We start from the raw sequence: 25,480 nt of genomic DNA, 5'->3' as shown, positions 1-25,480 counted from the left end.
GGAATTGGATCAGGTTAGAACAGCAAGGTCAGCGCGTAGAACAGGGCGCCGACCGCCGCCGAGGCGGGGATGGTGATGATCCAGGCGGTGATGACGTTGCCGGCCACGCCCCAGCGGACCGCCGAGGCTCGCCTTGCGGTGCCGGCGCCGATCACCGCGCCGGTGATCGTGTGGGTGGTCGACACCGGGATGCCGAGCACCGAGGCGCCGAACAGCACGATCGAGCCGGCCAGCGAGGCGCTGAAGCCCTGGTGCTGGGAGAGCTTGGTGATGCGGCTGCCCATCGTCTCGATGATCTTCCAGCCGCCGCTCAGCGTGCCGAGCGCGATCGCGATGTAGCAGGAGATCGCCACCCAGTGCGGCACGTGGAACTCGCCGTGGAGATAGCCGGTCGAGTAGAGCAGCACGGTGATGATGCCCATCGTCTTCTGCGCGTCGTTGAGGCCATGGCTCAGCGAATAGGCGCCCGAGGAGACGAGGTGCAGCATGCGGAAGCTGCGCTCGGCGGTGCGCGAGGTGGCGCGCATGAACAGCCAGGAGGTGATGAGCATCACCAGCATCGCCAGGATCATGCCGATCGTCGGCGAGAGGACGATGGCGATGAGGGTCTTGTTGAGGCCGGTCCATTTGACGCCGGTGAGGCCGGCATGGGCGACGCCCGAGCCGATCATCCCGCCGACGAGGGCGTGGGAGGAGGAGGAGGGGATGCCCTTGAGCCAGGTGACGACGTTCCAGAACATCGCGCCGACCAGCGCGCCGAAGACGACCGCGGGGGTGATGAAGTTCTTGTCGATCAGGCCCTGGCCGATCGTGTCCGCGACCTTGTGGAGCGCGGGGAAGGCGATGGTCAGGAAATAGGCGGCGAAGTTGAACACCGCGGCGAAGGCGACGGCGTGGACCGGCTTGAGGAGGCGCGTCGCCACGACGGTGGCGATCGAGTTGGCGGCGTCATGCAGGCCGTTGAGGAAATCGAACGCGAGCGCGACGATTATCAGGCCGATGAGCAGCGGTAGGGCGAGTTCGTGCATCGCTCTGGGCTCTATCAGGCGTGGTCGATGACGATGCCGTCGATCTCGTTCGCGACATCCTCGAACGCGTCGACGATGCGCTCGAGATGCTTGTAGACTTCGCGCTGGACCGAGAAGTTGAGCGCGTCGATCGGGCCGAGCTCCTTGAACGCGCGCTTGAGGCCGTCGCGGTGGATCTCGTCGGCATGGCTCTCCATGCGGACCAGGCGCTCGGTGAGCTCGTGCAGGCGCGCGCCGTTGCGGCCGACGTCGCGGAGCAGCGGCATCGCCTCGACGACGAGGCGCGAGGCATCGACGATGATCGCGACCATGTCCTGCATCTCGCGCTCGAACTTGCTCACTTCGTAGAGGTCGATCGCCTGGACGGCGGCCTGCATCTCGTCGATCGCGTCGTCCATCGAGCCGATCAGCGAGGTGATTGCGCCGCGGTCGAACGGGGTGAGGAAGGTCTCGCGGACGGTGCGCAGCATCTCGCGGATGATCTCGTCGGCGTCATGCTCGCGCTCGATGACTTCGCGGACATGATCGCGGTTGCCGTCCTGGACCAGCCGGGCGAGCGCCTCGGCGCCGGCCGCGACGGTGACGGCATGCGCTTCGAAGAGCTCGAAGAAATTGCCCGTCTTGGGGAGCAGGCGCTGGAACCAGGCGAACATGGACTTCACTTTCGATTTTTCGGCGACAGCGGCGAGGATGCCGATGCGCTGGGTGGCTGCCTTGAACTCGGAGGGGCCGAAGGAGCGGATGAGGTCGCGCAGATCCTCCTCGTCGACCGCCTCGGCGGCTTCGGCGAGGCTGAACCAGCGGCGCTCGCGCTGCGACTGCTCCTTCCAGGACGAGAGTTCGGCGGTGACGGCGAGGGGGAAGACCTCGACGTCGAACATCAGCGAGGCGCCGTTGGGGCGCTTCTTGCGGTAGCGATAGGTGCCGAGCGTGGTCGGGCAGACGAGGCCGAGCACGCCCGCCTCCTCCTTCGCCTCGAGCGCGGCGGCGCTGTGGAGGGCGACGCCGGCGGGCGGGTTGCCCTTGGGAATCACCCAGCGGCCGGTCTCGCGCGAGGTCACCAGCATCACCCGCACGGGTGCGTCGATCGCGGTCCCCTCGGTGCGATAGGGCAGGGCGGCAATCTGGCGAATGGTGGCGGCTCCGGGAAAAGGCTGGCGTGGGCGTTACAAGTTCATGACTGGTACGCGCAAGTAAACATCGGCGAGGGCTGGACCATTAGGGCGCGGGCGGGAGAGCCCGCGCCCACCGATGGGTACCGCCGGAGGGAGCCGGCGGACCTGCCTGACCCCCGCATTGGGACGAGGGCCATGCGACATGGGGCGAGGGTGAGTCGCCCGAGTCCATTGATTTCGGGGCGCTATTGGCGTGCGGGACACCGTCCTCAAGCGGGACGTTGCCCATTTTGGCGGAAGTCTAGTCGAATGCGACGGGTGCCGGCCGGCCCGCGATATAGGCCCGCGCCGGATCCTCCAGCGGGAAACCGTTTACACCCAGGCGCGCAAGCAGGAGGCGGACGGTGGAGAAGCTCTGGATGCTGGTCGCCACCGACTCGGGACGGTTGAGCCAGGCCTCGGAGACGAGCAGCTTCTTGCCGTGCCGCTCGACCCGGCCATCCGCGAGCAGGCGGGCGAGTCGGCGGCGCACCGTCGCCTCGGGCAGGCCGAGCGCGCGGGCGACGGCGCTGGTCCGCACCGGCACGCGCAGCGACAAAGGCGGCTCCTTGCGGCCATCGGCATAATGCCAGGCCAGCTCGCGATCGGCGTTGAGCAGCCGCGAATTGGCGGCATAGATCGTCGAGAACAGCACCAGCTCGAGCCAGTCGGCATGGGTGCGCCGGTTGGTATCGACCACCGCGAGCATCAGGTCGATCGCCGCCTGGACCCCGGCGGCGTGATGATAGGACCGGGCCATGCCGACCGCGGGCATCTGCACCCCGGCCCGCGCCATATCGGCGACGAAGCGCACGGCGGCATCGTGGATCAGGACGAGCAGCGCCGCGATCTCGGGCGAGCGGAGCTCGGCATGGCTGGCACGCACCCCATCGGGGCCACGCTCGCACCAGCCGGCATCGACCAGCGCGTGGACGTGGCGACGCACCGTCTCGTACGGCCGCGACAGCGACATGGCGAGCGAATGGGCCGAGACGCTCTGCGCCAGCCCCTCTCCGGCATCGAAGGAATAGGTGTCGCGCGTGATGACCGAGAAGATCGTAACCCGATCGAGATCGCCGTCGAACAGCCGGATCGCCCGGGCCAGCACTGTCGTCTGCAGCTCGGCAAGCAAGCGAGTCATGAGCCGGATCGGCGGGGGATCATGAGGCAGGCGGATCGACATGCTCTGCGCGCGATCTTCGCCGCTAGCGGCGCGGACAGCTACCCCGGGGATTCCCTATTTCGCCATTTTGAGTAGAAGGAAATGTCGGTTTCCGTTGGGGAATTCGTCTCCAATCGCCGGAACGGGTAACCATGTTCTGCCTGCGCACCCTTAGGCTGGCGGCATAGGGACGCAAGCGATCCGTAGCGGACATGGCCGCGCAATCGGCTAGGCTGGAGACCGGTCCGGGCAGGGGGAAGGCGATGCGGGTTCTGGCGAGTCTGGCGGCAGCGATGGCAATGCTGGCCGCCTTGCCCGTGGCGGCACAGCAACAGGCTGGCCCGCCCGTGACGACCGCCGCCCCGGCCCCACCCGCTCCACCGCGTGCGCCCTGCCGGCCGGTGGGGGACGTGCCGGTGCTCGTCATCGATCCGGGAAGCGCTGCCCGGCTGAGCGCGATCGGGCTCGATCGTGCGGCGATCTTCGCGCAGATGCACGAGACCTCGATCCCCGAGACCTCCGGCTGCTGGGCCGAGCCGGCGGGCAATTTCGACAGCCAGCTCGTCTCGGTCGGCATGTCGCAGTGGAATTTCGGCACGGGCAGCCTGCAGCCGCTGCTGAAGCGCTGGAAGAAGGGCCAGCGCGGCCAATTCCGCCGCCAGCGCAAGGCGCTGCTACCGGTCTATGGCAAGACGATCTTCTCGCGCGACTGCCTGGCGGTGCCGGTGAAGGCGAAATGCCGGGAGAAGATATTGGCGGCGCACGGCGCCGACGGGAAGCTCAACCCCGTCATTCGGGACGAGTTCAACGCGCTGTTCGAGAGCGACGCGATGCTGCAGGTGCAGCTCGACGCCTATCTGGTGCTGCTGGAAGCGGTGCGACAGGACCTGCTGCGCGTGTTCCCGGGCCAGACGATCACGCTGCGCAAGGTGCGATGGGCCGTCGATACCAAGGTGCAGCAGGGCGGTTTCCCGCTCGACGAGGACCTGGCCCGGCTGCGGCGCAAGCTGGCGGCGATGCCCGAGGCCGACCGGCGCGACCGGCTGGCGGCGATCTTCGCCTGGTATGGCGCGCTGGCCCGCAGCATCGACCAGGACGGGGTGCAGCGCGACTGGGCGTGGAATCTCGATCGTTGGGGCTGCATGCTCGACACCGGCCGGATCGACCCGGAGCAATATGAGATGCTGCACCTGACCTTCCTGCGCAGCCGCACTGCGATCGGCAATTCCGGGCGCTGGCAGGCGCTTACTTTCGAACGGCGGGCCAAGATCATCCTTGGGGTGGGCAGCGTCTCCGGCAGGACGGATGGAGAATGTTTGCGCTGACCCCTTGGAACTGCCGGCCCCGACAGCCATTACGTGACGGGAACATTTATCCGGAGTGCGGGCAATGCGCGGTTTGCTGGTTGTTGCGAGTATGTTGGCGGTGGCGGGTTGCGCGAAGCCCGAGAAGAATGCGCGCTACATGGCCGGCCATTTCCGCGCCCAGGCCGACCTGAAGATGGCCGACGGCACCGATGTCGGCAAGGCGATCGCCGAGGAAGTGGACGGCACGATCCGCGTGATGGTGGAAGTGCACGGCATGACCAAGGGCGTGCACGGCACCCATGTCCACACCGTCGGCAAGTGCGAGGGGCCGGACTTCGCCAGCGCCGGCGGCCATTGGAACCCGACCGCGCACCAGCACGGCAAGGACAATCCGGCCGGCCCGCATGCCGGCGACATGCCCAATCTTTCGGTGGGCGAGGATGGCCGCGACCGCACGATCTTCGTGCTGCCGGGCGGCACCTATGAAGGGCTGATGGACCAGGATGGCGCGGCGTTGGTCGTCCATGCCAATGCCGATGACTACAAGAGCGATCCTTCGGGCAATTCGGGCGGCCGCATCGCCTGCGGCGTTTTCCACGCGATGTGACGCGTGCAGAGGGCAAAGTGACGTCGGTTCTGTTTGTATGCCTGGGCAATATCTGTCGCTCGCCGCTCGCCGAAGGCGCGCTGCGGGCGGCGGCGGCGCGTGCCGGGCTGGAAGTGACGGTGGATTCGGCCGGCACCGGTGGCTGGCACGCCGGCGAGCCGCCGGATCGCCGCGCCCAGGCGGCGGCGACCCGGCACGGCACCGATATCTCCGGGCAGCGTGCCCGGCAGGTGCGGCCCGAGGATTTCCGGCGTTTCGACCATGTCTTCGCGCTCGACCGGCAGAATCTGCGCGACCTGCAGGCGATCCTGCCGGCGGATGCGACTGCCGAGCTGGGGCTGCTGATGGACCTGGTGCGGGGGCGCGAGGGCAGTTCGGTGGCCGACCCCTATTATGGCGAGGACAGCGATTTCGACGTGACCTGGGACGATGTAAGCGCCGCGGCGGATGTGCTGGTGACCCGGCTGGGCGGGCGCTAGGCTTCAGTCCGCGAAGCCCGTCGGCGTCAGGCGCAGGCGGCGCAGGTCGAGCTTGATGTCGGTCTGGAAGCGGGCCGCTGCGGCGTCGGACAGGCGCGCGGCGTGCGCCGCGTCCTTGCGGCCCATCGCGTCGGAAAAGGCGCTGCCCTGCGCGATGAAATTGAGCATATAGGTCTCGGCCAGCTCCTGTCGGGCGGCATCGTCCATTCGCACGAAACCGGGACTGGTGCCGAGCGCGCCGGCGATCTGGCTGCGCACCGCCTGCACCTGCGCGCGGCTGGTGAAGGGGACCTTGTTGGCGATCTGCCAATTCTGGACCCAATAGGCAGTCATCGCATCGGCCACGTCGCCGCGGCGCAGGCCATCCGTCGCGACATGCCGTTCCCACAGGCCGAGCAGATCGTTCTGCTGGATCACCTGGCGCAGGCGCGCGGCATTGGCCGGATCGGCCCTGGCAACGAAATCGGCGAACCGGGCGCGCACGCGCACCGAGATCGCGGGGGACGGCTGGTAGCGCGTGCCGGAGGCAGCTTTTGGGGCTGGCGGCCTGACCGTAGCGTGGCGTTCGCCGCCGCGGCTCCGTACCGTCGCGCCCAGCACATTGTTCATCTGTCCGACCGAGGCCATGGACGCGCCGAAGTCGATATATTGACCGCCGATGGCAGGGAAATCCTGCGCTGCCGCCGGCGCTGCAGCGAGAAGCAGGGCAGCGAGAATGGTGAGGCGCTGTTGCATTGCGGATGCTCCTGTCTTTGCAGCAAGTCTGGCGGGCTACCGTGACATTGGGAAGCCACGCGACAGGGCGCGAGGGGGCGACTGGGCGGGCGCGTGCCACGTTCTGCCGCGTGCCGCGCAGATACCCTTCGCGACCTTGGGGATAAGCACCTGCCTCGGATGGGGGAAGTAAAGGGCGATGTCGCTGCGGTGCTGAGATCAGGGGGCTGTGATCTCGCCGGCGGTCCGGCCAACGATCAACACGATGCGGCTGCCGGTTCTGGTCGTTGCGCCGACCCGGTTCGGGGTAGGCAGGTTTTCTTCAATAAACGAAGAAGATATGCGCCGTCCTGGTTACGATCGCGCTTGATCCGCGCGATCGGGGGAAGGTAGTGTTCCGCCCAAGGGGGAACATCACATGCATTTCGGGACCGGGTTGCGTACGGGCGCCTTGCTGGCGGCTGCTTGTCTGGCTGGGTGCAGCGGCGGCGGATCCGGCGGCGGCGGCAGTGTCGGCGCGCCGACTGCGGCAACCCCCACGCCGACCCCCAGCCCGACGGCGACCCCGACGCCCGCCGCCACGATGTTCAGCGCGGTCGGCATCGGCACGCTTTACGCAACCGTGACCTTCGACACCAATGGGAGCGGCAATCCGTTCGACGCGGGCGATTCCTCGACCGCAACGACTGCCGGAGGCGAGTTCGGCCGGGATTCGGGAGTCGATCCCCGCTGGACATCCGGAACGGTGCCCGCGACCGCGAGCATGGCCATGCAGGCCTGGGGTCGCGACAGCGTTACCGGGCTTCCGCTCACCATCATGAATGCTCCCGCGGGCGCCACGGTGATCTCGCCCTATAGCGCGCTGGTGTTCGCGCATGGCAATGAGGCTGCGGTCCGCAGCGCGCTCGGGCTCGCCAGCGGGACCGACGCGATCCGCGCGACGCTGAATCCGCTGACGTTCAACCCGGCGCAGAACCTGGCGAACAGTGATGCGGCGGTGGCGCGGGACGCGGCGCGGATGACGTCGGTCAACCTGCAGCTGTTCGTGATGGGCATATTGGGCAAGGCGACCAATGGCGACCGCCCCGATACCGCGGGGCCCATCGACCTCTCGTCGCGCTATCTGGCCGAGCTGGTTCGCGAGGGCGTGGGGCTGCGGCTTACTGACCGGGCGGTGATCCTCGCGGCGCTGCGCAAGACTGCCTATAAGGTCTCGGGCGACGAGCGGCTCGGCCGGATGGCGGATTATATCTCGGCCTATTTCCGGGCGATCCCCGCCTTGCTCGGCAATCCCGCCGAAGCGCGGGCGTGGATGCACGCCTTCCAGTTCGGGGTGCTGGCGGACATCCAGGCGCCGGGCTTCTCGGCTCCGGGGCTGGTCGTGCCCGACGAAGCCGCGATCCGGGCCACGGCCGCCACCTTCATGGACGCGCCGGCACCCGTCGGCACGGCATTCTTCACGACGACGGACTATCGCGAGCTCAGCAACCACCCGATCGCGGCGATGGACTATCGCGCGGTCCTCACGGGGTGCAACAGCCACCTGGCGCTTCCGACCTGCAATGATTCCGAAGGGTATCTCGGAATGAACATCGTCGATGGGCAGCCGGTCGCCCGGGTGACGGCGGTTGCCCCGAAAGACCCGGCGGTGCTCTCCGTCACCGTCAATGCGGACGGCAGCATGACCATTGCGCGGGTGGGCGGTTTCACCGGGCTGACCTGGTTCAGCTATACCGCGCAAATGCCGAGCGGCGCGACCGCGACCGGGCGGGCCTATGTGCGGATGCGGCCCTTCTAGGCTCCGCCGAACGCTTCGAAGCCCGTCGCCATGCCGGGCAGCCACATCTTCGTGGCGAACTGCCAGGTGGCGAGCAGGATGAAGGCGCTGGCCGCCAGCAGCGCTGCGACGGCGCCGATGCGGAGCGCCGGGGCGGCATCGGCACGGCGGGCGCGGATGAAGGCTTCGGCGACGGCGAGGTTGGGCAGGTAGAAGGCGAAGTCCATCACCATGTCGAAGCCGCCGCGGAAATCGGCGGTGTGGCCGAGCTTGCCGAAGCACAGGAACCAGAAGCCATATTCCATCCGGTATAGCCAGGAGCCGATCGCCAGCGCGAACAGGCGGATGGCCCAGGCGCGGTGGGATTCGAAATCGCGGGCGCGGGCGTTGGTGAAGGCGAGGCCGGCGCACAGCACCATCAGCGCGCCGTAGAGGCCGAAGCCCAGGTCCATCGCGGGGCCGCCGACCGTGCCCTTGGCCAGGATGAAGCCGAGCCCGCCCAGCCCGGCGATCGCCGCGGCGGTGACGTAGAGCCGGCCCAGCCAGCGGTGGAGCGCGGGGATGCGGGCGCGGATCGCGGCGATCAGCTGGACCGGGCCGAGCAGCAGCAGGATACCGCCGGTGACGAAATGCGCGCCGATCGCGATCGTGGCGAACGGCGTGGCGCCCTCGTGCAGCCGGGGCAGGCTCTCGTTCCAGCGATCGGGCGCGCCGCCCGCCAGGGTGCCGCCATAGAAGGCGAGGATATAGGCGCCGAACAGGGCAGCGCTCAGCCAGCTTGCCGCGACCAGCAGGATCGATGCGCCGCGCAGGGCCTGGGTGCCGGTGCCCGGCGGATCCTGCGTCGATATGCCTTGCGCCAGTGTCGCCATGTCCGGGCCTCGCTTGTTGCGCGCGGAGTAGAGCGCGATTGCGGCGCGGGCGCCAGCTGTCGCTTGTGATGATTTCGCGCCCGTCTTTTCCCCGGGAAACAAGCCTGTATAACCCTGCCCAGGGCGGGGGCCCATGGGGAGCATGGATGGCCGAAGCCGACACCGCCTGGCCAAGCCACGGCGGGGAAACAGGGGAAAGACTGCGTGCGCCCGACTTCGCCGTCCCCGAGCTCGGGCCGGTCGCGGAATGGCCGGGCGAGCTCAAGGTCGCGCTCGACCTGATGCTGGCATCTCCCCAGCGCGCCTTCGTCACCTGGGGGGCGGACTATCTGTTCTTCTACAACGACCGGATCCTCGAGGCCTATCGCGACGAGAATGCCCGGATCTTCGGGCGCTCCTACAACAAGAGCTGGCCGCAGGTCTGGGACAAGGTGGGGCAGCATTTCGAGCGGGCGCTGGGCGGCGAGGCGGTGGTCCGTCCCGGGCTGCACGTGCAGGCGGTGCGCGGCAATGGCGAGAAGGTCGATATCCGGGTCGATCTGGCGATGACGCCGATCCGCGGGGTGGATGGCGCGGTGCTCGGCATCTTCGGGACCAGCGCCGACCGCACCGAGCATTACGAGACGGCGGAGCGCGAGCATGAGGCGCGCGGGGCGCTGGAGGAGAAGACGCGGACGCTTGAGGTGGTCAACCAGGCGGGTGTCGCGATCACCGGCGAGCGCGACAGCGCGCGGGTGGCGCAGACCGCGGTCGATGCGGGCGTCGCGCTGATCGGGGCGAAGTTCGGTGCCTTCTTCTACAACCATGTCGATGACGACCAGGCCGAGGCGTACATGCTCTACGCGCTGGCCGGGGCGCCGCGATCCGCCTTCGAGAAATTCCCGATGCCGCGGATCACCAAATTGTTCGAGCCGACCTTCGCCGGCACCGGCATCATCCGGGTGGACGATGTCACGCTCGATCCACGCTACGGCGACAACGCGCCGTTCCACGGCATGCCGGAAGGGCATCTGCCCGTGCGCTCGTACCTGGCGGTTCCGGTGCGTACGCCTTCGGGCGACGTGATCGGCGGGCTGCTCTACGGTCATCCCGAGCCGGGGCGGTTCAGCGCGGCGGCCGAGGCCAGCCTGGTCAGCCTGGCGGGGCAGGCCGCGCTGGCGATGGACAATGCCCGGCTGTTCGAGGCGGTGGAGCGCGAGCTGCATCGCCGCGCCCAGGCCGAGGAAGAGCTGCGCGTGCTCAACGAGGGGCTGGAGATCCGCGTCGCCGAAGCGGTGCTCGAGCGCGAGGCGGTGTTCGCGGCGCTCCAGCAGGCGCAGAAGATGGAGACGATCGGCAAGCTGACTGGCGGCGTGGCGCACGACTTCAACAATCTGCTCCAGGTGATCTCGGGCAACCTCCAGCTGCTCGCGCGTGACGTGCAGGGCAATGACAAGGCCGAGCGGCGGGTCGCCAACGCGCTGGCCGGCGTGCAGCGCGGATCGAAGCTCGCCAGCCAGCTGCTCGCCTTTGGCCGGCGCCAGCCGCTCGAGCCGCGGGTACTCAACGTCGGCAAGTTCCTGGGTGGGATGGAGGACATGCTCCGCCGTGCGCTGGGCGAGGCGATCGCGATCGAGGTCATTACCTCGGGCGGGCTTTGGAACTGCCAGGCCGACCCGACCCAGCTCGAGAATGCGATCCTCAACCTCGCGATCAACGCGCGCGACGCGATGCAGGGCACGGGCAAGCTGACGATCGAGGCGGCCAATGCCTCGCTGGACGATGACTATACGCGGCGGCTCGAGGACGTGCCCGCCGGGCAATATGTGATGCTGGCGGTGACCGACACCGGCAGCGGCATCCCGCCCGAAGTGATCGAGCAGGTGTTCGAGCCGTTCTTCTCGACCAAGCCGGAGGGGCAGGGATCGGGCTTGGGGCTGTCGATGGTCTATGGCTTCGTCAAGCAGTCCGGCGGGCATGTGAAGCTCTATTCGGAAGTCGGCCACGGCACGACGGTGAAGCTGTACCTCCCGCGCGTGCGCAAGCGCGAGGAAGTGCTTGTCGCCTCGCACGAGACGGTGGCGATGCGCGGTGGCAGCGAGACGATCCTGGTCGCCGAGGACGATCCCGATGTGCAGGCGACGGTGGTCGAGCTGCTGACCGAGCTGGGCTATACCGTGCTGCGCGCCAATGACGCGCAGAGTGCCCTGAGCGTGATCGAGAGCGGAGTGGCGATCGACCTGCTGTTCACCGATGTGGTGATGCCCGGCGCGCTGAAGAGCCCCGAGCTGGCACGGCTGGCGCGGGCGCGGCTGCCCGAACTCGCGGTGCTGTTCACCTCGGGCTATACCGAGAATGCGATCGTTCATGACGGCCGGCTCGATGCGGGCGTGGAGCTGCTGTCCAAGCCGTACACGCGCGAGCAGCTGGCGCGGAAGGTGCGCGCGGTGATCGAGGGGAAGCGGGGGTAGCGGCTGGTCGCTGCCCTGACCTCCCTTTTTTGTCATCCCGGGCTTGAGCCGGGATCCCGCTGTCTTGCCCCGCCGAAGAAGAAGCGGGACCCCGGCTCAAGGCCGGGATGACGGGGTCGTTTGGGGTGACGGGTCAGGGGCTTCAGCCGTTCAGCGGATAGCGCGCCACCGCGTCGTAGCGCGCGCCTTCGTGGCCGAGACTGCTTTCGAACAGGAAGAAATGGTCGAGCGTGAAGGGGGTGCTGGCGAGGCCGGCATGCGCTTCGACGAAGCGTTCGACGACCTCCGTGGGGCTGTTCATCCGCGCCAGGGTGATATGCGGCAGATAGGCGCGGCCTTCCGGCGGCTGGCCGGCGCGGACCAGCGCCTGATCGACCTTGCGGTGGAGCGCGGCGAGCTGCTCCTTTGGGCGCACGCCGGCCCAGACCGCGTTCACCCGGCCGCGCTTGTCGAACGCGCCGACGCCTTCCAGGGACAGTTCGATCGGCGGCCAGTAGACGCCTGACAGAGCAGTCGCCGCATCCTCGGCGGCGCGCTCGTCGACATCGCCGATGAAGCGCAGCGTGATGTGGAGCTGGTCGTCATCCTGCCAGCGGGCACCGGGGATGCCGCCCATCAGGCCGAGCAGCTTGGCGCGGATCGGGGTGGGAGGACGCAGGCCGACGAACAGGCGGATCATACTCAGGGCTGATAGCCCCGGTTTTGCTTGAAAACACCCCGTATGAGCGCGATATTACACCATGACCGGCAGGTGCCGGACAAAGGAGTTTTGCAATGGCTGATTGGTCGGATCCCCGGACGGGTACCTATGGGACCGCCGGCGCGGGCGTGGAAGCGCGCGACGCGGGGCTCAGGTCGTATATGCTGTCCGTCTACAACTACATGGCGTCGGGCGTGCTGCTGACGGGCATCGTCGCGCTGCTGTTCGCCAAGAGCGGCGCGATCGACGTGCTGTTCGCGCTGCAGCAGACCTCGCGCGGGGTCGGCTATGCGCCGACGCTGCTCGGCTGGGTGGTGATGCTGGCGCCGCTGGGCATCGTGCTGCTGATGAGCTTCGGCCAGATGCGCCTGTCCACCCCGGCGATGCAAGCCCTGTACTGGGTCTATGCCACGGTGATGGGCCTGTCGCTGTCGACGATCTTCCTCGTCTATACCGACACCTCGATCGCCCAGGTGTTCTTCGCCACGGCGGCCGGCTTCGCGGGCCTGAGCCTGTGGGGCTACACCACCAAGAAGGACCTGTCGGGCTTCGGCACGTTCCTGATCATGGGCGTGGTCGGCCTGATCGTCGCTTCGCTGATCAACCTGTTCCTGCAGTCGGGCCCGCTGGCCTTTGCGATCAACGCGATCGGCGTGCTGCTGTTCGCCGGCCTGACCGCCTATGACACGCAGAAGATCAAGAGCATGTACAGCTATGTGGCCGGCACGGACATGATGGGCAAGGCCGTGGTGATGGGCGCGCTGACGCTCTACCTCGACTTCATCAACATGTTCCTGTTCCTGCTCCGCCTGTTCGGCAGCCAGCGGAACTAAGTTCCCTGCAGGTAAAAGAAATTGCGGCCCGGCGGGGAAACTCGCCGGGCCGTTTTCTTTTGCGCCCGCGTGGTTTCCGGCACGGGAACGCGAATCGAATTGCGTTCGTTACAACTTGGCAACGCTCAGGAGAGTGAAGTCATGAATGCGAACCCGATCGACCCGGCGCTGGACCGCATGTCGGTGGCACCGGGCCCAGACGAAGAAACCGTGCGTACGACGGCCCAGTCCGCGGACGCAGGCACCGACGAATCGATTGCCGAGCGGCTCTACCGCAACCCGGAGAGCAAGGAAGCGCGGCTCGACCGCGGGCTCGACGAGTCGATGGATGCGTCGGACCCGCCGGCATCCACCCAGCCGGTGCACAGTCACAGCCATAGCGATCTGCCCGAAAGCTCGGGCTATGATCCGAAGGCCGAGGCCAAGCTGGCCAAGGCCGGCGAAGACAAGGGCGTGATCGGCAATATCCTGTCGAAGATCGGCCTCGGCTAAGCCCAGGCAATGGCGGCCTCGCCCGCGTCGGGATGGCGCGCCAACATCGTCATCTACGCGGCGCTGGCCGCCAATCTCGGAATCGCGGTCGCCAAGTTCGTGGCGGCCGCGATTACCGGTTCCTCCTCGATGCTTACCGAGGGGGTGCACAGCCTGGTCGATACGGGCAATCAGGGCCTGCTGCTCTACGGGCAATATCGGGCAAAGCGCCCGCCTGATCGCGATCATCCCTTCGGCTATGGCCGCGAACTCTATTTCTGGGCGTTCGTCGTCGCGATCCTGATCTTCGGGCTGGGCGCCGGCGTCTCCATCTATGAGGGCTGGCTGCACATCCGGTCGCCCGAACCCCTGCGCGACCCGCTGCCCAACTACGTCGTACTCGTCATCGCCTTCGCGCTCGAAGGCACCAGCTGGTGGATCGCGATGCGCGAATTCGCCGCCAGCAAGGGCGATTGCGGCTGGTGGAAGGCGATCAAGGAATCGAAGGATCCCTCGGGCTTCATCGTGCTGTTCGAGGATACGGCGGCGCTCGCCGGGCTGATCGTCGCCGGCATCGGCATATGGGCGAGCCATCACTGGGGCGATCCGCGGATCGACGGCTGGGCGTCGATCGTGATCGGCGTGATCCTGGCGGCGGTTGCGGGCCTGCTCGCACGCGAATCCAAGGGGCTGCTGATCGGCGAGCGCGCGAACCTGGACATGGTCGCGCGGATCCGGGCGCTGCTCGAGGCTGAGCCGTGCATCACCCATGTGAACCATGTGCGCACGATCCACACCGCGCCCGACCGCATCTTCGTGGCGATCAGCGCCGACTTTGCCGACACGCTGCCGATGGGCGAGGCGGAGACGTTGATCGAGCGGATCGAGCACCGGCTGAAGGCGCAGGAGCCTAAATTGAGTTCGATCTATATCCGGCCCGAGAAGCGCGAGGATGCGGTGGACGCCGTGGCGATGGGGTGAGCTTGCCCCGGGGAGAGGATCGGGCCCGGGCAATCTCGCACGGCCGGTGCCATCGCGCTATCGCCGGTCTCGTCGCCGTGCTAAAGCTCGGGCATCGCGAGCAGTTCCGACATGTAGGCGCCCGCGGCTGAGAGACTTGTGCGCTCCCGCTTACGAAATGCGGAGGCACATCATGGATCTCAATTATCTCTTATATCGCCATCAGGTTTCGCTGGTACGCGCCCGCGACGCCGCGTCATCGGAAGCACGCTGCGCGCATCAGGGACTGGTGCGGGGCTATGCGCGTCGGATCGCCGAACTGCGTGACGCGCTGGATGCGCCGCTGCCCATGGTGGCGAGCCTATGAGCGAGGCGAGCGTACCGGCGTCGACGCCCGAAGAACGGCCGCAGACCCGGCCGTTCCGCAGGCAGTTCACTGCGGCGCGGCTTGATCCGCAGTCTGCCGAGCGCCAGGGCCGCGCGGCGCGCATCGCGTTCGAGGCGCTGGGCCGCGAGGAGGCGACGCTGTTCCTCAACGGCCATGACGCGGCGCTGGGCGGGCGGCCGCTCGACCTGGCTGTCGCCAGCGCCGAGGGGCTCGCCGCGGTGGAGCAGGCGATCGCGGCGCGAAAGGCGGCTCCATGCTGAGTGGCACGGTGTTCTTCTACCACACCGCCGGTGGCTTCGGCGTGATCCAGCCGGACAGGGGCGGCGACGACGCCTTTGTCCATGCCAGCGCACTCGCCGCTTCAGGGCTGGACCGGCTCGAATCGCGCCAGCGCGTTACCTATGCGCTGCGCACCGACAGCCGGGGCCAGACCTGCGCCCATGACCTGAAGCTCTGCGATTGACCGGACGTGACCGCGCCGAGCTGGCGCGGGCCCATGCCACCCTGCAGCGCGGCGCCGATTTCCTGGCGCAGGGGCTGGCGCGTGAGGGGCCGCCGCGTGCGATCGAGGGACGGTATCGTGCCCGGGTGCTCGGCAACGGGCTGCGCGAGCTCGATCGTTTCCTGAGTCTGCTGATCGATGCGCTGGCCGGCGCCCGCGGAATCGCAATGCCCGCGGGCGAGCGCGCCACCGCCAGCAAGCTCGCCTCGTTGCGCGCGATGACCGGTGCTCCGCATGGCGACCACGCCCGATTGATCGCGTTGGCGCGCAGCCGCGACTGCCTGTTCCACTGCGAGGGGCTGGTGCGCCGGGGGGATCGGCGGGGCGACATCAGCATGACGGTCGGCTGGCCGATGCGGGACGGCGTGGCGCTGCCCCGCGTCGCGATCGGCGAGCGGCTGAGCATGTCGGGCGCCGAGCTCGACGAGATATGCGGCTATTACCGGGCGATCGCCGCGCAGCTGTTCAGCGAGACGGGGCTGCCTGTGCCGCTATCCACTCCCGGAACGCCGCCATTGCCGGGCTTGGCGTGCGCGACTGGAGCCAGGTGAGCCAGTAGCGGCCGGTGCTGACTTCGAGGTCGAAGGGGCGAACGAGGCGGCCTTCCTCGAGGTGGCGGGCGAGCATCGCCGGTGGGGCGAGCGCGACGCCAATGCCCTGTACCGCCGCCTCGGCCATCGCCAGCGAGCTGTCGAACACCGGGCCGCGCAAAGGGACCGGCGCGGTGCCGGCCTCGGCCAGCCAGCGCGGCCATTCATCGGCGCGGTAGGAGCGGAGCAGCGGCAGGGCGAGCAGGTCGGCGGGGGTTGAGAGCTTCTCGGCCAGGGCCGGCGTGCACAGCGGGGTGAGCGGGGTCTCGATCAGCGGCACCGCTTCCGTGCCGTGCCAGGCGCCGGCGCCGAAGCGGATCGCATAGTCGAGCCCTTCGCCGGCGAGATCGACGCGGTTGTTGTTGGTGAACAGGCGCAGGTCGATCCGCGGGTGCGCGGCGTGGAAGGCCGGCAGGCGCGGCAGCAGCCAGCCGGTGGCGAAGGTGCCGACCGCGGCGACCGAGAGGAGCTGGGCCGCCGTGCCGCTGGTGATGCCTTCGACCAGCTCGGCGATGCGATCGAAGCTGTCGCCGAGCGCGGGGAGCAGGGCGAGGCCTTCGTCGGTGAGCGCCAGGCCGCGCGGCAGGCGGCGGAAGAGCTGGGCGCCGAGCCGCTCCTCCAGCCCCTTCACTTGGTGGCTGATCGCCGCCTGGGTGACGCAGAGCTCGATCGCGGCGCGGGTGAAGCTGAGGTGGCGGGCCGAGGCTTCGAAGGCGCGCAGGGCATTGAGGGGGAGGTGGGGGCGGACCATGCAGGCCGGAGCATAAGTTTATCTCATGCATGGCGCCAGATGCGGACGAGCGGATAAGGCGGGGCGATGCTTGCCGCTGCGCTTCTCTGGCTCGTCGCCATCAATCTCTGGACCCTGTTGCGCTTCTGGCAGGACAAAAGGCGCGCGATCGCCGGCGGACGGCGTATTCCCGAACGTGACCTGCTCGGCCTGGCGCTGCTCGGCGGATCGCCGGGCGCTTTCGCCGCGCGTCGGCTGTTCCGCCACAAGACGCGCAAGCAGCCTTTCTCGCTCTACCTGGTGCTGATCGTCCTGGTCCAGATGAGTGCCGCGATCGGCCTGCTCATGCTCGCTGTGCGCGCCTGAGCGGATCGCAGCTGACCGCAATGCGTTGATCGAGCAGGTCAATTGAGGGGATGGCATGCTGGCGGAGCTTCGCGCGGCACATGAGGCATTGCTCGCCGGAATCCAGGAACTGGAGGACGCGACGCATGCGGCCGCGCCCGATGCGAGCGCGCTGGCCGCGATCCGCTGGCGGCTGAGCCGGGCGAGCAGCCGGCGCCGGCGGCTCGTCGATGAGGCCAGCGCGCGGCTGCGCGAGGGCAACGCGCCGGAGGTGGTGGCGGAGATCGACCGGCTGCGCGAGAACAGCGCCGAGATGCTCTCCAGCAGCAGCCGGCATGTCGGCGGGTGGACGATCGACCGCGTCGTCGCCGACTGGGATGGCTATCGGGCGGCATCGACGGCCATGCGCGCTTCGATGCGCAGACGCATCGAGCGCGAGAAGGCGATCCTCTATCCGCTGCTGGAAGCGATGCGCTGAACGCGGCGGGCTTTACCTGCCGCCAATATACCTATAGGGGGTATAGGTATGGCGCATCTTTCCCATGACAACAGCGTGTTGCTCGCGCGCGTGCGGCGCATCGGCGGGCAGGTCGGCGCCGTCGAGCGGGCGCTGCAGGGCGAAGCCGGCTGCGCCGAGGTGTTGCAGCTCGTGGCGGCGGTGCGCGGCGCGGTGAACGGGCTGCTCGACGAGATCATCGCCGACCATCTCGAGGCGCATGTCGCCGCACCCGGGCTCAGCGATGCCGAGCGCGCGCAGGGCGCGGAAGAGCTGCTGGCGGTGATCCGCCGCTATTCGAAATAGGATTTTCCATGGCTACGCTTCCCGAGATCGACGCGCTGGCGCACGAGCATGTGTTCCTGGGCGCCGCGCATGACGAGAATGCCCGGCGCACGTTGTGGGTGGTGGCGCTGACCGCGGTGATGATGGTTGGCGAGATCGTCGCCGGCTACTGGACCGGATCGATGGCGCTGCTCGCCGACGGTTTCCACATGGCGACGCATGCCGGGGCGCTGGCGGTGGCCGCAATTGCTTACAGCTATGCGAAGAAACATGCGCGCAGCGCCGCCTACAGCTTCGGCACGGGCAAGGTCGGCGACCTGGCCGGCTTCGCCTCGGCGATGGTGCTGGGGCTGATCGCACTGGGGATCGGCGTGGAATCGGTGCTGCGGCTGTTCGAGCCGATCACCGTGGCCTTCGGCGAAGCGACGATCGTCGCGGTGCTGGGGCTGGCGGTGAACCTGGTCAGCGCGCTGCTGCTCTCGGGCGGGCATCACCAGCACCACGGGCATGATCATCACCACCACGATCATGGGCATCATCACCATCACGGCCACGACAACAACCTCCGCTCGGCGTACGTCCATGTACTGGCCGATGCGCTGACGTCGGTGCTGGCGATCGCGGCGCTGCTCGCCGGGCGCTATCTGGGCTGGGCGTGGATGGATCCGGCGATGGGGATCGTCGGCGCGGTGGTCATCGCGCGCTGGTCCTGGACCTTGATGCGCGACACCGCCGCCGTGCTGCTCGACCGGACTGACGACCGTGTCGCCGGGGAAGTGCGCGAACTGCTTGCGGAGGGCGGGGTGCGGATCACCGACCTGCACGTGTGGCGCGTGGGCCCCGAAGCGCGGGCGGCGATCGTCAGCGTGGTGGGGGCGGATGCCGATACCGTCCGCGCGCGGCTGGCGCCGGTGCACGAGCTCGCGCACCTGACCGTGGAGTGCCGCTGAGCCCGGCTCAGGACGTGGTGGACAGCTTCATCAGCACCAGGCCGGAGACGATCAGCGCGGCGGCACCGAGCCGCATCAGGCTGACCTGCTCGCCGAGCACCACGATCCCCACCGCAAAGGCGCCGACCGCGCCGATGCCGGTCCACACCGTATAGGCGGTGCCGAGCGGCAGGGCGCGCATCGACAGCGATAGCAGGCCGAAGCTGGCGCCCATGGTGACGAGCGTGACGATCGAGGGGATGAGCTTCGTGAAGCCTTCGGACTGCTTCATGAAGAAGGCCCAGACGACTTCGAGCAGACCGGCAATAACGAGAATGAACCAAACCACGGCAGCCTCCTGAAAAGGACTGCCGGGCCGTCCCGGTCTTGAACCTCCGCATGGGAGACGGGAACGTGGTCGCCGCGCCGGTCATCTCGGGCCGCGCGGCGACCGGATCAAGACGGTCAGTCGATGGCTTCAATGCCCTGCGCCTTCAGTCGCGCGAGCGCGTCCTTCATGTGCTGCAATTGCTCCGGCGAATGGCCCTGCCATTGCTCGACCTCGCCGGTGACGCGCAGCGGTTCGTGCGAACGGTAGGAAAGCGTGGGATTGCCCGGAAATTTCTTGTCGGTGAGGTTGGGATCGTCGACGAAGTCGCCGGTCGGCTCGACCATATAGATGCGCTCGCGCCCCTCGCCCTGCGCCAGCTCGGCGCCCCAGATCGCGGCTTCGAGCGTGCCGGCGAAATAAACCCAGGGATTGGCTTTGCGCGCGCCATAGTTCGAGGCGTATCCGGCGGCGATCAGGTCGCCGGGGCGAAGGTCCGCGCGGGTGCCGTGATAGTAGATCATGTGCCGTTGCTCCTCGTCTGCGAATCGAGGGCAGCTACATGCAACAGGTACCCCGGCTTGCCGCAATCCCGGTTCCGGGTTAGACAATGATAGTGGGAAGAGGCCGCGAAGACTCGCCGGCGCCCCGCGATCCGGAACCGCTGTTCCGAAGCCCGTTCCCCGGCCAAGGCCGGGGCGCAGGATTTCTCTGCCGCGTCGCTTGTCTTCCTGGCCCCCGGCTTTCGCCGGGGAGCAGGTTGTTCTCGCGAGCCGTCGCCTACTTCTTCAGGATATCCAGCGCCGCCGACGTCATCGCCTCGGTCGCGGTGCCGACCACGGCTTCGGCATCGGGCGCCCAGAAGGGGCTGTGGAGCGAGGGCAGGGGCTTCTTGCCATTGTCCGATGCGGCCCATTTGTCCGCCGGCACGCCGCCGACCCAGAAGATCAGGCTCTGGATCGAATTGTCGGCCAGCCAGTAGCGGCTGAAATCCTCGCCGCCCATCACCGCCTTGGTCTCGACTACCCGGTCTTTGCCGAAGCGCGCGGTCCACAGCGCCTGCATCCGGCTGGTGATCGGCTGGGTGTTGAAAGTGGCGGGCGTGAAATTGTCGCGGACCTTCACCTCGGGCAGGCGGTCGTCGGGCACGCCCGCCGCGATCGCCTCGCCCTTCGCGATGCGGGCGATGCCGTCGAGCAGCAGCTTGCGCACCTCCGGCTTGAAGCTGCGCACGGTGAGCAGCATCGTCACTTCGCTGCTGATGATGTTGTGGGTGGAGCCGCCCTTGATCATGCCGACGGTGACCACCGCGGCTTCCTGCGGATCGACTTCGCGGCTGACCAGGGTCTGCAGCGACGTGACGATGCGCGCGGCGAGGACGATCGGGTCCTTGGTCGTCTGCGGATAGGCACCGTGCCCGCCGACGCCCTTCACGATGACGTCGACCGAGTCCACGTTCGCCAGCGCATAGCCGGCGGTGATGCCGATCTGGCCGGCGGGCTGGCCGGCGCTGTCGTGGAAGGCGAGGGCATATTGCGGCTTGGGGAAGCGGGTGAACAGCCCGTCGTCGAGCATCGCCTTGGCACCCATGCCGCGCTCCTCGGCCGGCTGGGCGATCATGATGACGGTGCCGTGCCATTTGGACTTCATCGCGGCGAGGTTGCGCAGCGTGCCGATCCAGCTCGCCATATGCGTGTCATGCCCGCACGCGTGCATCACCCCGGTCTCGATGCCTTCATCGCTGGTGGTGCGCACCTTGGAAGCGAAGGCGAGGCCGGTCTGCTCGGTGACCGGCAGGCCGTCCATGTCGGCGCGGATCAGCACGACCGGGCCGGGGCCGTTCTCGAGCACCGCGACCACGCCGGTGCCGCCGACATTCTCGGTGACCTTGAACCCGGCCTTGCGCGCTTCTTCCGCCAGCTTGGCGGCGGTCTTCACTTCGTGGAGGCTGAGTTCGGGATTGGAATGGAAGTCGCGATAGAATTCCATGAGCTGGGGGAGCGCGGCCTGGGTCGCGTCGTGCACCGGATCGGCAAGAGCGGGCGTGGTGAAAGTCATCGCAGTTGCGAGAAGAAGCGACCGGAGCATATGGTTCCCCCTGATGGAGGCGCGAATGTCGCTTGGGTGCCGGAACCTGTCAAACCTCTCGCGCAGGAAGCTGATCGGTGGCGCGCTGCTGCTGGGGCTGGCGCGGCCTGCCTGGGCCGCCCAGGACTTCGCGATCGACTGGCAGGGCGGCGCGCAGACGCCCGAGGTCGCGGCTTCGCTTGCCGCGCAGATCGCGCTGGTGAAGGCGCTGCGAGTATCGGACGAAGCGCGTGATTTCTTCGCGGCGCAGGTTATCACGGTGGACCGCGAGGCGGGGACCAAGACGCGCGCCGGGCCGCGCGGGGTGTTCTTCGCCCGGGTGGTGCAGCCGGTGGAGAATCCGGTGCTGCTCCACGAGCTGATCCACCGCTGGCAGCTGCTCAAGATGCCGGGCGGCCAGCAGAATCCGGACGTGCAGCGCTTCTACCGCGAGGCGGTGGCGAGCGGGCGCTGGCCGGCACGGGCCTATATGCTGACCAACGCGTGCGAATTCTTCGCGATGACCGCCAGCGTGGTGCTGCACGGTGATGCCGCGCGGCCGCCCTTCCGGCGGGAGAATGTGCGGGCCAAGGCGCCCGAACTCTATGCGTTCATCGTGCGGGAGTTCGGGTTGCGGGCTGCCTAGCCTGCCGGGACCAGCTCGATCACATCCAGCTTTGACTCGAAGCCCGGATAGGGAAGCACCAGCCGCCAGCGCTTCTCGCCGATGCGCTCGACATAGCCGATCATGTCGCGCTTGCGATCGACGCCGTAGCGCAGCGGCGCAGTCTCGTCGCCCAGCACCATCACGCCGATGAACATCGAGCGGGCATCGGTGTTGGGGTAGAGCAGCCCGTCCGGGCGCTGCTGGCCGTCGAGGCGGACGAAATGGATTTCCGGGCCCTGCACCGTGATCCGGCACTGGCCGGCGGGATAGGCGGCGTAATAGGGGGTGAGCGGCTGCTGCGAGCCGAGCTTGACGGTGCGGCAGCGATAGTCGCCGGCCGGGGGCATCGCGGTGCCGAGCGCCACGTCGGGATCGAAGAGCTGGGGATCCGCCGCGATCGCCGCGGGGTTCGCTGCCTTGGCCGGGGCGAGCGCATCGTCCCAGGCGCGGCGCCACTGGCGGATGCGATCGGCATCCGCCGTGGTCATCACCTTGCGCCAGCTCCAGCCGGCGGGCGGGCGCGTGGCGGTGGCGTCGCGATAGACGCTGCACCCGGTGGTGAAGCCGATCGCGAGCAATGCCGCGGCGGCGGGGATCCCCTTCATGCCTCTTCCCTTCTCCAGGCGCCAAACCGCCTTAGGCAGCGGTCCAGCCGCCGTCGATCGAGTAATTGGCACCGGTAATCTGTGCCGCCTCGTCCCGGCAAAGGAAAAGCACCAGCGCGGCGACCTGTTCCGACGTGACGAACTGCTTGGTCGGCTGCGCATCGAGCAGCACGTCGTTGATCACCTGCTCGCGGGTGAGGCCGCGCGCCTTCATCGTGTCGGGGATCTGGTTCTCGACCAGCGGCGTCCAGACATAGCCCGGCGACACGCAGTTGACGGTGACGCCGTGGGTGGCGACTTCGAGCGCGATCGTCTTGGTGAGGCCGGCAATGGCGTGCTTGGCCATCACGTACGCAGACTTGTTGGGGCTGGCGACGAGGCTGTGCGCCGAGGCGGTGGAGATGATCCGGCCCCATTTCTGCGCCTTCATGAACGGCACCGCGGCGCGCATCATGTGCCAGGCCGAGGACTGGTTGATCGCGATGATCGCGTCGTACTTCTCGACCGGGAATTCGTCGATCGGCGCGACATGCTGGATGCCGGCATTGTTGATGATGATGTGCGGGCCGCCGAGCTCGTCGTGGCAGCGCTGGATCATCGCCGCGATCTGGTCGGGCTTGGTCATGTCGGCCGCGTCGTAGAGCGCCTTCGTGCCGCTGGTCGCCTCGAGCGCGGCGCGCTCCGTCTCGATCGCGGCGGCGTCGCCGAAGCCGTTGATCACCACGCTCGCGCCCTCGGCGGCGAGCGCCTTGGCATAGGCCAGGCCGATGCCCGAGGTGGAACCGGTGATGATGGCGGACTTGCCCTTGAGGAACATCGAATACTCCTAACGCTGGGTGAGGTCGAAGGCGGCGGTGTGGCCGTCCAGGATATTGCGGGCGACGATCTGGGCGTTGGCCATGGTCTCGGCCACGTCGGTGCGGCCGGCCTGCCAATGCTCGTGCATCGAACGCGCCGAGAATTCGAAGTCGCGCGCGCCGCCTTCCCAGGCATTGGCGCGGTAGATCAGCTGGACGAGGCTGACCGGAAATTCGGAGACGCGGGCACGGACCGCCTGGACGTCGGGATCGTCCTGCAGCTCGGGCGGCAGCTTGTCGAGCAGGCGGCAGACCATCTGGCGCTCCTGCCGCAGGCGCATCCGCTCGTCCGATACGGCGCGGGTGCGGCTGGAGAAGCGGATCTCCTTCTCGCGCGCAATCACGTCGGTCATCGTGCGCGGCAGCTCGTCGATCGACGGGAAAAGATCGACCTGGAAGATCAGCGTCTCGGCATATTGCCGGTCGAGGACATGGGTGAGCGGAGTGTTGGAGACGAGGCCGCCGTCCCAATACCAGCAGCCGTCGATCTCGATCGGGGGCAGGCCCGGCGGCAGCGCGCCCGATGCCATGATGTGGCGCGCGTCGAGCTTCTCGTCATGCGTGTCGAAATAGCGGAAATTGCCGCTCTGGATATCGACCGCGCCGACCGAGAGGCGGACGGGACCGTTGTTGAGCAGCTCCCAGTCGATCAGCCGGTCGAGCGTCTCGCGCAGGGGCGAGGTATCGTAGAAGCTCAGCGCCTCCGGCGTGCCGGGGACGGCGAAGGCGGGCGGCAGCAGGCGCGGGCGGAAGAAGCCGGGCACGCCGCCGAGCATGACCATGCCGGCGGCCCATTCATGGCTCAGCTCGCGCGCGGCATCGTGCATCGGCAGCGAGAAATCGGGCAGCGCGGCGGTGGCGTCTTCCCAGAAGGTGCGGATCGCGGCGAGGCGCTTCTCGGGCGGGTTGCCGGCGAAAAGGGCCGCGTTGACCGCGCCGATCGAGATGCCGGCGACCCAGTCGACTTCGATCCCGGCGGTGTGGAGCTCGTCGATGACGCCGGCCTGATAGGCGCCAAGGGCGCCGCCGCCCTGCAATACCAGCGCGACCGTATCCGGCAGCGGAAGGCCGGTGGCTTGGCGGCGGGGACGTGACTCGGCGTCTGCCATGGCCCTGCCTTGGCCGAAAGCCGGGGCCGAGGGAAGTGCATCTTTTGGTATGGCTTGGCACGTGCAACGCAACGCCGGTTCGGGCATTGTTGCGATGGCTAAATAAAGAGGAACGCCATGCGGCTCGACGATATCGACCCAACCGACCACGCCCAGGACCTGGGGAGCGGAGGCGGCGGAGGCGGCGGCGGTTTCGGATTGCTGGGGCTGCTGCCCCTGCTGCTCGGCCGCGGCATGGGCTGTGGCAGCATCGCGATCATCGGCCTGATCGCCATCGCCTATTTCGCGATGAGCGGCGGTGGAGGCGGGATGCTGGGCAGCACCGGCGGCGGCTCGACCGGCCAGTCGCCGACCGCGGGGCAGAGCGGGCGGCAGGTGTGCCAGGGCGACCTGCGGCTCGAATCGTGCCGGGTGATGAAGCTGGCCGACGATACCTGGGCAACGATCTTCAAGGAATCGAACGCGCAATATCGCCCGGCGACGATCAAGTTCTACCAGGGCAATGTCCAGTCGGGCTGCGGCGCGGCGAGCTCGGCGGTCGGGCCCTTCTACTGCCCGGCCGATGACGGCGTATATCTCGACACCAGCTTCTTCCAGGAACTGGAGCAGCGCTTCGGCGCCAAGGGCGACTTCGCCCGCGACTATGTGATCGCGCACGAGATGGGCCACCATATCCAGAACCTGCTCGGCACCTCGGACAAGGTCTCGCGGCTGCAGGCGCGGGCGAGCCAGGCCGAGGGCAATGCCCTGTCGGTGCGGCTGGAGCTGCAGGCGGATTGCTATGCCGGCGTCTGGGCGGCGCGCAACAAGGACCGGATCGAGCCGGGCGACATCGAGGAAGGCATGACCGCGGCGAACGCGATCGGCGACGACACGCTCCAGCGCCAGATGCAGGGCACGGTGGTGCCGGAAAGCTTCACCCATGGCACCTCGGCGCAGCGCATGGCCTGGCTCAAGAAGGGGCTGGAGACCGGCGATCCCGGCCAGTGCGATACGTTCTCGGGCGGGATCTAATAGTCGTGGGCCCCCCCCCCGCGGGGGTGTCGGGGTTGGGGGGGGGGGGGGAGC

Annotated in this window: 31 protein-coding genes; 18 read left to right on the top strand and 13 right to left on the bottom strand. The window is 68.1% G+C overall.

Features of this window, described 5'->3' with window-relative positions:
* Positions 1–14: 14 nt before the first annotated feature.
* From AAHM44_RS16830 to AAHM44_RS16820, 3 genes are all read right to left on the bottom strand, one after another.
* The gene (locus tag AAHM44_RS16830) at positions 15–1,028 is read right to left on the bottom strand and encodes an inorganic phosphate transporter (protein WP_184169155.1); all 1,014 of its coding nucleotides are present in this window, start codon (positions 1,026–1,028) and stop codon (positions 15–17) included.
* A gap of 14 nt (positions 1,029–1,042) precedes the next feature.
* Positions 1,043–2,098 carry a DUF47 family protein gene (locus AAHM44_RS16825; protein ID WP_269576507.1) on the bottom strand — a complete coding sequence of 352 codons (1,056 nt, stop codon included), beginning with the start codon at positions 2,096–2,098 and terminating at the stop codon, positions 1,043–1,045.
* A 346-nt stretch (positions 2,099–2,444) separates the two neighbouring features.
* Positions 2,445–3,323 carry a hypothetical protein gene (locus AAHM44_RS16820; RefSeq protein WP_184169154.1) on the bottom strand — a complete coding sequence of 293 codons (879 nt, stop codon included), beginning with the start codon at positions 3,321–3,323 and terminating at the stop codon, positions 2,445–2,447.
* Between the two features lie 368 nt (positions 3,324–3,691).
* Between AAHM44_RS16820 and AAHM44_RS16815 the strand changes: the two genes are divergently transcribed.
* From AAHM44_RS16815 to AAHM44_RS16805, 3 genes are all read left to right on the top strand, one after another.
* Positions 3,692–4,669, top strand: coding sequence for a hypothetical protein (locus AAHM44_RS16815; protein WP_342250707.1), 978 nt, complete (start codon positions 3,692–3,694; stop codon positions 4,667–4,669).
* A gap of 91 nt (positions 4,670–4,760) precedes the next feature.
* Positions 4,761–5,258 (top strand): superoxide dismutase family protein, encoded by a 498-nt coding sequence (locus tag AAHM44_RS16810; RefSeq protein WP_260396214.1) that lies wholly within the window; start codon positions 4,761–4,763, stop codon positions 5,256–5,258.
* A gap of 17 nt (positions 5,259–5,275) precedes the next feature.
* Positions 5,276–5,737 carry a low molecular weight protein-tyrosine-phosphatase gene (locus AAHM44_RS16805; protein ID WP_269572840.1) on the top strand — a complete coding sequence of 154 codons (462 nt, stop codon included), beginning with the start codon at positions 5,276–5,278 and terminating at the stop codon, positions 5,735–5,737.
* Between the two features lie 3 nt (positions 5,738–5,740).
* Here the strand turns inward: AAHM44_RS16805 and AAHM44_RS16800 are convergent, their stop codons facing one another.
* Complete coding sequence (locus AAHM44_RS16800) at positions 5,741–6,472, bottom strand: DUF6683 family protein (protein ID WP_342250706.1); 732 nt, start codon at positions 6,470–6,472, stop codon at positions 5,741–5,743.
* A 397-nt stretch (positions 6,473–6,869) separates the two neighbouring features.
* Here AAHM44_RS16800 and AAHM44_RS16795 point away from each other — a divergent pair, with 397 nt between their 5' ends.
* Complete coding sequence (locus tag AAHM44_RS16795) at positions 6,870–8,249, top strand: hypothetical protein (RefSeq protein ID WP_342250705.1); 1,380 nt, start codon at positions 6,870–6,872, stop codon at positions 8,247–8,249.
* Here the strand turns inward: AAHM44_RS16795 and AAHM44_RS16790 are convergent.
* The gene (locus AAHM44_RS16790) at positions 8,246–9,100 is read right to left on the bottom strand and encodes a DUF2306 domain-containing protein (protein WP_342250704.1); all 855 of its coding nucleotides are present in this window, start codon (positions 9,098–9,100) and stop codon (positions 8,246–8,248) included. The two genes, AAHM44_RS16795 and AAHM44_RS16790, sit on opposite strands and share 4 nt — an antisense overlap.
* Positions 9,101–9,246: 146 nt before the next feature.
* Between AAHM44_RS16790 and AAHM44_RS16785 the strand changes: the two genes are divergently transcribed.
* On the top strand, positions 9,247–11,550 hold the full coding sequence (locus tag AAHM44_RS16785) for an ATP-binding protein (protein ID WP_342250703.1): 2,304 nt from the start codon (positions 9,247–9,249) through the stop codon (positions 11,548–11,550).
* Positions 11,551–11,692: 142 nt separating this feature from the next.
* On the opposite strand, the gene thpR is transcribed toward AAHM44_RS16785, so the two are convergent.
* Positions 11,693–12,229, bottom strand: a complete 537-nt coding sequence (thpR, locus tag AAHM44_RS16780) for an RNA 2',3'-cyclic phosphodiesterase (RefSeq protein WP_342250702.1) — start codon at positions 12,227–12,229, stop codon at positions 11,693–11,695.
* A 95-nt stretch (positions 12,230–12,324) separates the two neighbouring features.
* Between thpR and AAHM44_RS16775 the strand changes: the two genes are divergently transcribed.
* From AAHM44_RS16775 to AAHM44_RS16745, 7 genes are all read left to right on the top strand, one after another.
* A complete protein-coding gene (locus AAHM44_RS16775; RefSeq protein ID WP_269572834.1) occupies positions 12,325–13,083 on the top strand; it encodes a Bax inhibitor-1/YccA family protein in 759 nt (252 codons plus the stop codon).
* A 141-nt stretch (positions 13,084–13,224) separates the two neighbouring features.
* Positions 13,225–13,575, top strand: a complete 351-nt coding sequence (locus AAHM44_RS16770; protein WP_184169145.1) for a hypothetical protein — start codon at positions 13,225–13,227, stop codon at positions 13,573–13,575.
* 9 nt (positions 13,576–13,584) lie between these two features.
* On the top strand, positions 13,585–14,535 hold the full coding sequence (locus AAHM44_RS16765; RefSeq protein WP_184169144.1) for a cation diffusion facilitator family transporter: 951 nt from the start codon (positions 13,585–13,587) through the stop codon (positions 14,533–14,535).
* Between the two features lie 172 nt (positions 14,536–14,707).
* Complete coding sequence (locus AAHM44_RS16760; RefSeq protein WP_184169143.1) at positions 14,708–14,881, top strand: hypothetical protein; 174 nt, start codon at positions 14,708–14,710, stop codon at positions 14,879–14,881.
* A complete protein-coding gene (locus AAHM44_RS16755; protein ID WP_184169142.1) occupies positions 14,878–15,162 on the top strand; it encodes an antitoxin Xre/MbcA/ParS toxin-binding domain-containing protein in 285 nt (94 codons plus the stop codon). Before AAHM44_RS16760 ends, AAHM44_RS16755 begins: the two co-directional genes overlap by 4 nt.
* A complete protein-coding gene (locus tag AAHM44_RS16750; protein ID WP_184169141.1) occupies positions 15,156–15,365 on the top strand; it encodes a cold-shock protein in 210 nt (69 codons plus the stop codon). The genes AAHM44_RS16755 and AAHM44_RS16750 overlap by 7 nt, the downstream gene beginning before the upstream one ends.
* Positions 15,362–15,955, top strand: a complete 594-nt coding sequence (locus tag AAHM44_RS16745) for a hypothetical protein (protein WP_184169140.1) — start codon at positions 15,362–15,364, stop codon at positions 15,953–15,955. Before AAHM44_RS16750 ends, AAHM44_RS16745 begins: the two co-directional genes overlap by 4 nt.
* Here AAHM44_RS16745 and AAHM44_RS16740 read toward each other — a convergent pair.
* Positions 15,870–16,745, bottom strand: coding sequence for a LysR family transcriptional regulator (locus AAHM44_RS16740; protein WP_342250701.1), 876 nt, complete (start codon positions 16,743–16,745; stop codon positions 15,870–15,872). The two genes, AAHM44_RS16745 and AAHM44_RS16740, sit on opposite strands and share 86 nt — an antisense overlap.
* 66 nt (positions 16,746–16,811) lie before the next feature.
* On the opposite strand from AAHM44_RS16740, the gene AAHM44_RS16735 reads away from it, so the two are divergent.
* The 4 genes from AAHM44_RS16735 to dmeF are packed head-to-tail and all read left to right on the top strand — an operon-like array spanning position 16,812 to position 18,800.
* The gene (locus tag AAHM44_RS16735; protein ID WP_184169138.1) at positions 16,812–17,090 is read left to right on the top strand and encodes a DUF1294 domain-containing protein; all 279 of its coding nucleotides are present in this window, start codon (positions 16,812–16,814) and stop codon (positions 17,088–17,090) included.
* A 55-nt stretch (positions 17,091–17,145) separates the two neighbouring features.
* Complete coding sequence (locus AAHM44_RS16730) at positions 17,146–17,547, top strand: hemerythrin domain-containing protein (RefSeq protein WP_342250700.1); 402 nt, start codon at positions 17,146–17,148, stop codon at positions 17,545–17,547.
* 48 nt (positions 17,548–17,595) lie between these two features.
* Positions 17,596–17,871 (top strand): metal/formaldehyde-sensitive transcriptional repressor, encoded by a 276-nt coding sequence (locus AAHM44_RS16725; RefSeq protein ID WP_342250699.1) that lies wholly within the window; start codon positions 17,596–17,598, stop codon positions 17,869–17,871.
* Positions 17,872–17,879: 8 nt separating this feature from the next.
* The gene (gene dmeF / locus AAHM44_RS16720; protein WP_342250698.1) at positions 17,880–18,800 is read left to right on the top strand and encodes a CDF family Co(II)/Ni(II) efflux transporter DmeF; all 921 of its coding nucleotides are present in this window, start codon (positions 17,880–17,882) and stop codon (positions 18,798–18,800) included.
* A gap of 7 nt (positions 18,801–18,807) precedes the next feature.
* Here dmeF and AAHM44_RS16715 read toward each other — a convergent pair whose 3' ends face one another.
* From AAHM44_RS16715 to AAHM44_RS16705, 3 genes are all read right to left on the bottom strand, one after another.
* A complete protein-coding gene (locus tag AAHM44_RS16715; protein WP_342250697.1) occupies positions 18,808–19,128 on the bottom strand; it encodes a DMT family transporter in 321 nt (106 codons plus the stop codon).
* A gap of 116 nt (positions 19,129–19,244) precedes the next feature.
* On the bottom strand, positions 19,245–19,631 hold the full coding sequence (gene arr, locus AAHM44_RS16710) for an NAD(+)--rifampin ADP-ribosyltransferase (RefSeq protein ID WP_342250696.1): 387 nt from the start codon (positions 19,629–19,631) through the stop codon (positions 19,245–19,247).
* Between the two features lie 256 nt (positions 19,632–19,887).
* The gene (locus AAHM44_RS16705) at positions 19,888–21,195 is read right to left on the bottom strand and encodes an amidohydrolase (RefSeq protein WP_342250695.1); all 1,308 of its coding nucleotides are present in this window, start codon (positions 21,193–21,195) and stop codon (positions 19,888–19,890) included.
* Between the two features lie 25 nt (positions 21,196–21,220).
* Here AAHM44_RS16705 and AAHM44_RS16700 point away from each other — a divergent pair, with 25 nt between their 5' ends.
* The gene (locus AAHM44_RS16700; RefSeq protein ID WP_342250694.1) at positions 21,221–21,820 is read left to right on the top strand and encodes a hypothetical protein; all 600 of its coding nucleotides are present in this window, start codon (positions 21,221–21,223) and stop codon (positions 21,818–21,820) included.
* On the opposite strand, the gene AAHM44_RS16695 is transcribed toward AAHM44_RS16700, so the two are convergent.
* The 3 genes from AAHM44_RS16695 to AAHM44_RS16685 are packed head-to-tail and all read right to left on the bottom strand — an operon-like array spanning position 21,817 to position 24,412.
* Positions 21,817–22,446 (bottom strand): DUF4893 domain-containing protein, encoded by a 630-nt coding sequence (locus AAHM44_RS16695; protein WP_269572826.1) that lies wholly within the window; start codon positions 22,444–22,446, stop codon positions 21,817–21,819. The genes AAHM44_RS16700 and AAHM44_RS16695 overlap by 4 nt on opposite strands.
* Before the next feature lie 31 nt (positions 22,447–22,477).
* The gene (locus AAHM44_RS16690; RefSeq protein ID WP_342250693.1) at positions 22,478–23,263 is read right to left on the bottom strand and encodes a 3-hydroxybutyrate dehydrogenase; all 786 of its coding nucleotides are present in this window, start codon (positions 23,261–23,263) and stop codon (positions 22,478–22,480) included.
* Between the two features lie 9 nt (positions 23,264–23,272).
* Positions 23,273–24,412, bottom strand: a complete 1,140-nt coding sequence (locus AAHM44_RS16685) for a patatin-like phospholipase family protein (RefSeq protein ID WP_342250692.1) — start codon at positions 24,410–24,412, stop codon at positions 23,273–23,275.
* A 117-nt stretch (positions 24,413–24,529) separates the two neighbouring features.
* Here AAHM44_RS16685 and ypfJ point away from each other — a divergent pair, with 117 nt between their 5' ends.
* Positions 24,530–25,426, top strand: a complete 897-nt coding sequence (ypfJ, locus tag AAHM44_RS16680) for a KPN_02809 family neutral zinc metallopeptidase (RefSeq protein WP_342250691.1) — start codon at positions 24,530–24,532, stop codon at positions 25,424–25,426.
* The last annotated feature ends 54 nt before the right edge of the window (positions 25,427–25,480 follow it).

Origin of the sequence: Sphingomonas sp. OTU376, from assembly GCF_038440415.1 — a bacterium.
Taxonomy (GTDB): domain Bacteria; phylum Pseudomonadota; class Alphaproteobacteria; order Sphingomonadales; family Sphingomonadaceae; genus Sphingomonas; species Sphingomonas kyeonggiensis_A.
Note: the sequence above shows the minus strand (reverse complement) of the source record. Positions and strands in the feature narration are given on the sequence as shown.

Bases quoted from the DNA above. Each gene is read 5' to 3' on its own strand.
- AAHM44_RS16810 (WP_260396214.1), top strand. From the start codon at position 4,761: ATGTTGGCGGTGGCGGGTTGCGCGAAGCCCGAGAAGAATGCGCGCTAC.
- thpR (WP_342250702.1), bottom strand. From the start codon at position 12,229: ATGATCCGCCTGTTCGTCGGCCTGCGTCCTCCCACCCCGATCCGCGCC.
- AAHM44_RS16700 (WP_342250694.1), top strand. From the start codon at position 21,221: ATGTCGCTTGGGTGCCGGAACCTGTCAAACCTCTCGCGCAGGAAGCTG.
- AAHM44_RS16820 (WP_184169154.1), bottom strand. From the start codon at position 3,323: ATGACTCGCTTGCTTGCCGAGCTGCAGACGACAGTGCTGGCCCGGGCG.
- AAHM44_RS16735 (WP_184169138.1), top strand. From the start codon at position 16,812: ATGCTTGCCGCTGCGCTTCTCTGGCTCGTCGCCATCAATCTCTGGACC.
- AAHM44_RS16750 (WP_184169141.1), top strand. From the start codon at position 15,156: ATGCTGAGTGGCACGGTGTTCTTCTACCACACCGCCGGTGGCTTCGGC.
- AAHM44_RS16730 (WP_342250700.1), top strand. From the start codon at position 17,146: ATGCTGGCGGAGCTTCGCGCGGCACATGAGGCATTGCTCGCCGGAATC.
- dmeF (WP_342250698.1), top strand. From the start codon at position 17,880: ATGGCTACGCTTCCCGAGATCGACGCGCTGGCGCACGAGCATGTGTTC.
- AAHM44_RS16775 (WP_269572834.1), top strand. From the start codon at position 12,325: ATGGCTGATTGGTCGGATCCCCGGACGGGTACCTATGGGACCGCCGGC.
- AAHM44_RS16695 (WP_269572826.1), bottom strand. From the start codon at position 22,446: ATGAAGGGGATCCCCGCCGCCGCGGCATTGCTCGCGATCGGCTTCACC.
- AAHM44_RS16785 (WP_342250703.1), top strand. From the start codon at position 9,247: ATGGCCGAAGCCGACACCGCCTGGCCAAGCCACGGCGGGGAAACAGGG.
- AAHM44_RS16790 (WP_342250704.1), bottom strand. From the start codon at position 9,100: ATGGCGACACTGGCGCAAGGCATATCGACGCAGGATCCGCCGGGCACC.
- AAHM44_RS16830 (WP_184169155.1), bottom strand. From the start codon at position 1,028: ATGCACGAACTCGCCCTACCGCTGCTCATCGGCCTGATAATCGTCGCG.
- AAHM44_RS16755 (WP_184169142.1), top strand. From the start codon at position 14,878: ATGAGCGAGGCGAGCGTACCGGCGTCGACGCCCGAAGAACGGCCGCAG.
- AAHM44_RS16770 (WP_184169145.1), top strand. From the start codon at position 13,225: ATGAATGCGAACCCGATCGACCCGGCGCTGGACCGCATGTCGGTGGCA.
- AAHM44_RS16705 (WP_342250695.1), bottom strand. From the start codon at position 21,195: ATGCTCCGGTCGCTTCTTCTCGCAACTGCGATGACTTTCACCACGCCC.
- arr (WP_342250696.1), bottom strand. From the start codon at position 19,631: ATGATCTACTATCACGGCACCCGCGCGGACCTTCGCCCCGGCGACCTG.
- AAHM44_RS16725 (WP_342250699.1), top strand. From the start codon at position 17,596: ATGGCGCATCTTTCCCATGACAACAGCGTGTTGCTCGCGCGCGTGCGG.
- AAHM44_RS16760 (WP_184169143.1), top strand. From the start codon at position 14,708: ATGGATCTCAATTATCTCTTATATCGCCATCAGGTTTCGCTGGTACGC.
- AAHM44_RS16795 (WP_342250705.1), top strand. From the start codon at position 6,870: ATGCATTTCGGGACCGGGTTGCGTACGGGCGCCTTGCTGGCGGCTGCT.
- AAHM44_RS16765 (WP_184169144.1), top strand. From the start codon at position 13,585: ATGGCGGCCTCGCCCGCGTCGGGATGGCGCGCCAACATCGTCATCTAC.
- AAHM44_RS16690 (WP_342250693.1), bottom strand. From the start codon at position 23,263: ATGTTCCTCAAGGGCAAGTCCGCCATCATCACCGGTTCCACCTCGGGC.
- ypfJ (WP_342250691.1), top strand. From the start codon at position 24,530: ATGCGGCTCGACGATATCGACCCAACCGACCACGCCCAGGACCTGGGG.
- AAHM44_RS16685 (WP_342250692.1), bottom strand. From the start codon at position 24,412: ATGGCAGACGCCGAGTCACGTCCCCGCCGCCAAGCCACCGGCCTTCCG.
- AAHM44_RS16800 (WP_342250706.1), bottom strand. From the start codon at position 6,472: ATGCAACAGCGCCTCACCATTCTCGCTGCCCTGCTTCTCGCTGCAGCG.
- AAHM44_RS16740 (WP_342250701.1), bottom strand. From the start codon at position 16,745: ATGGTCCGCCCCCACCTCCCCCTCAATGCCCTGCGCGCCTTCGAAGCC.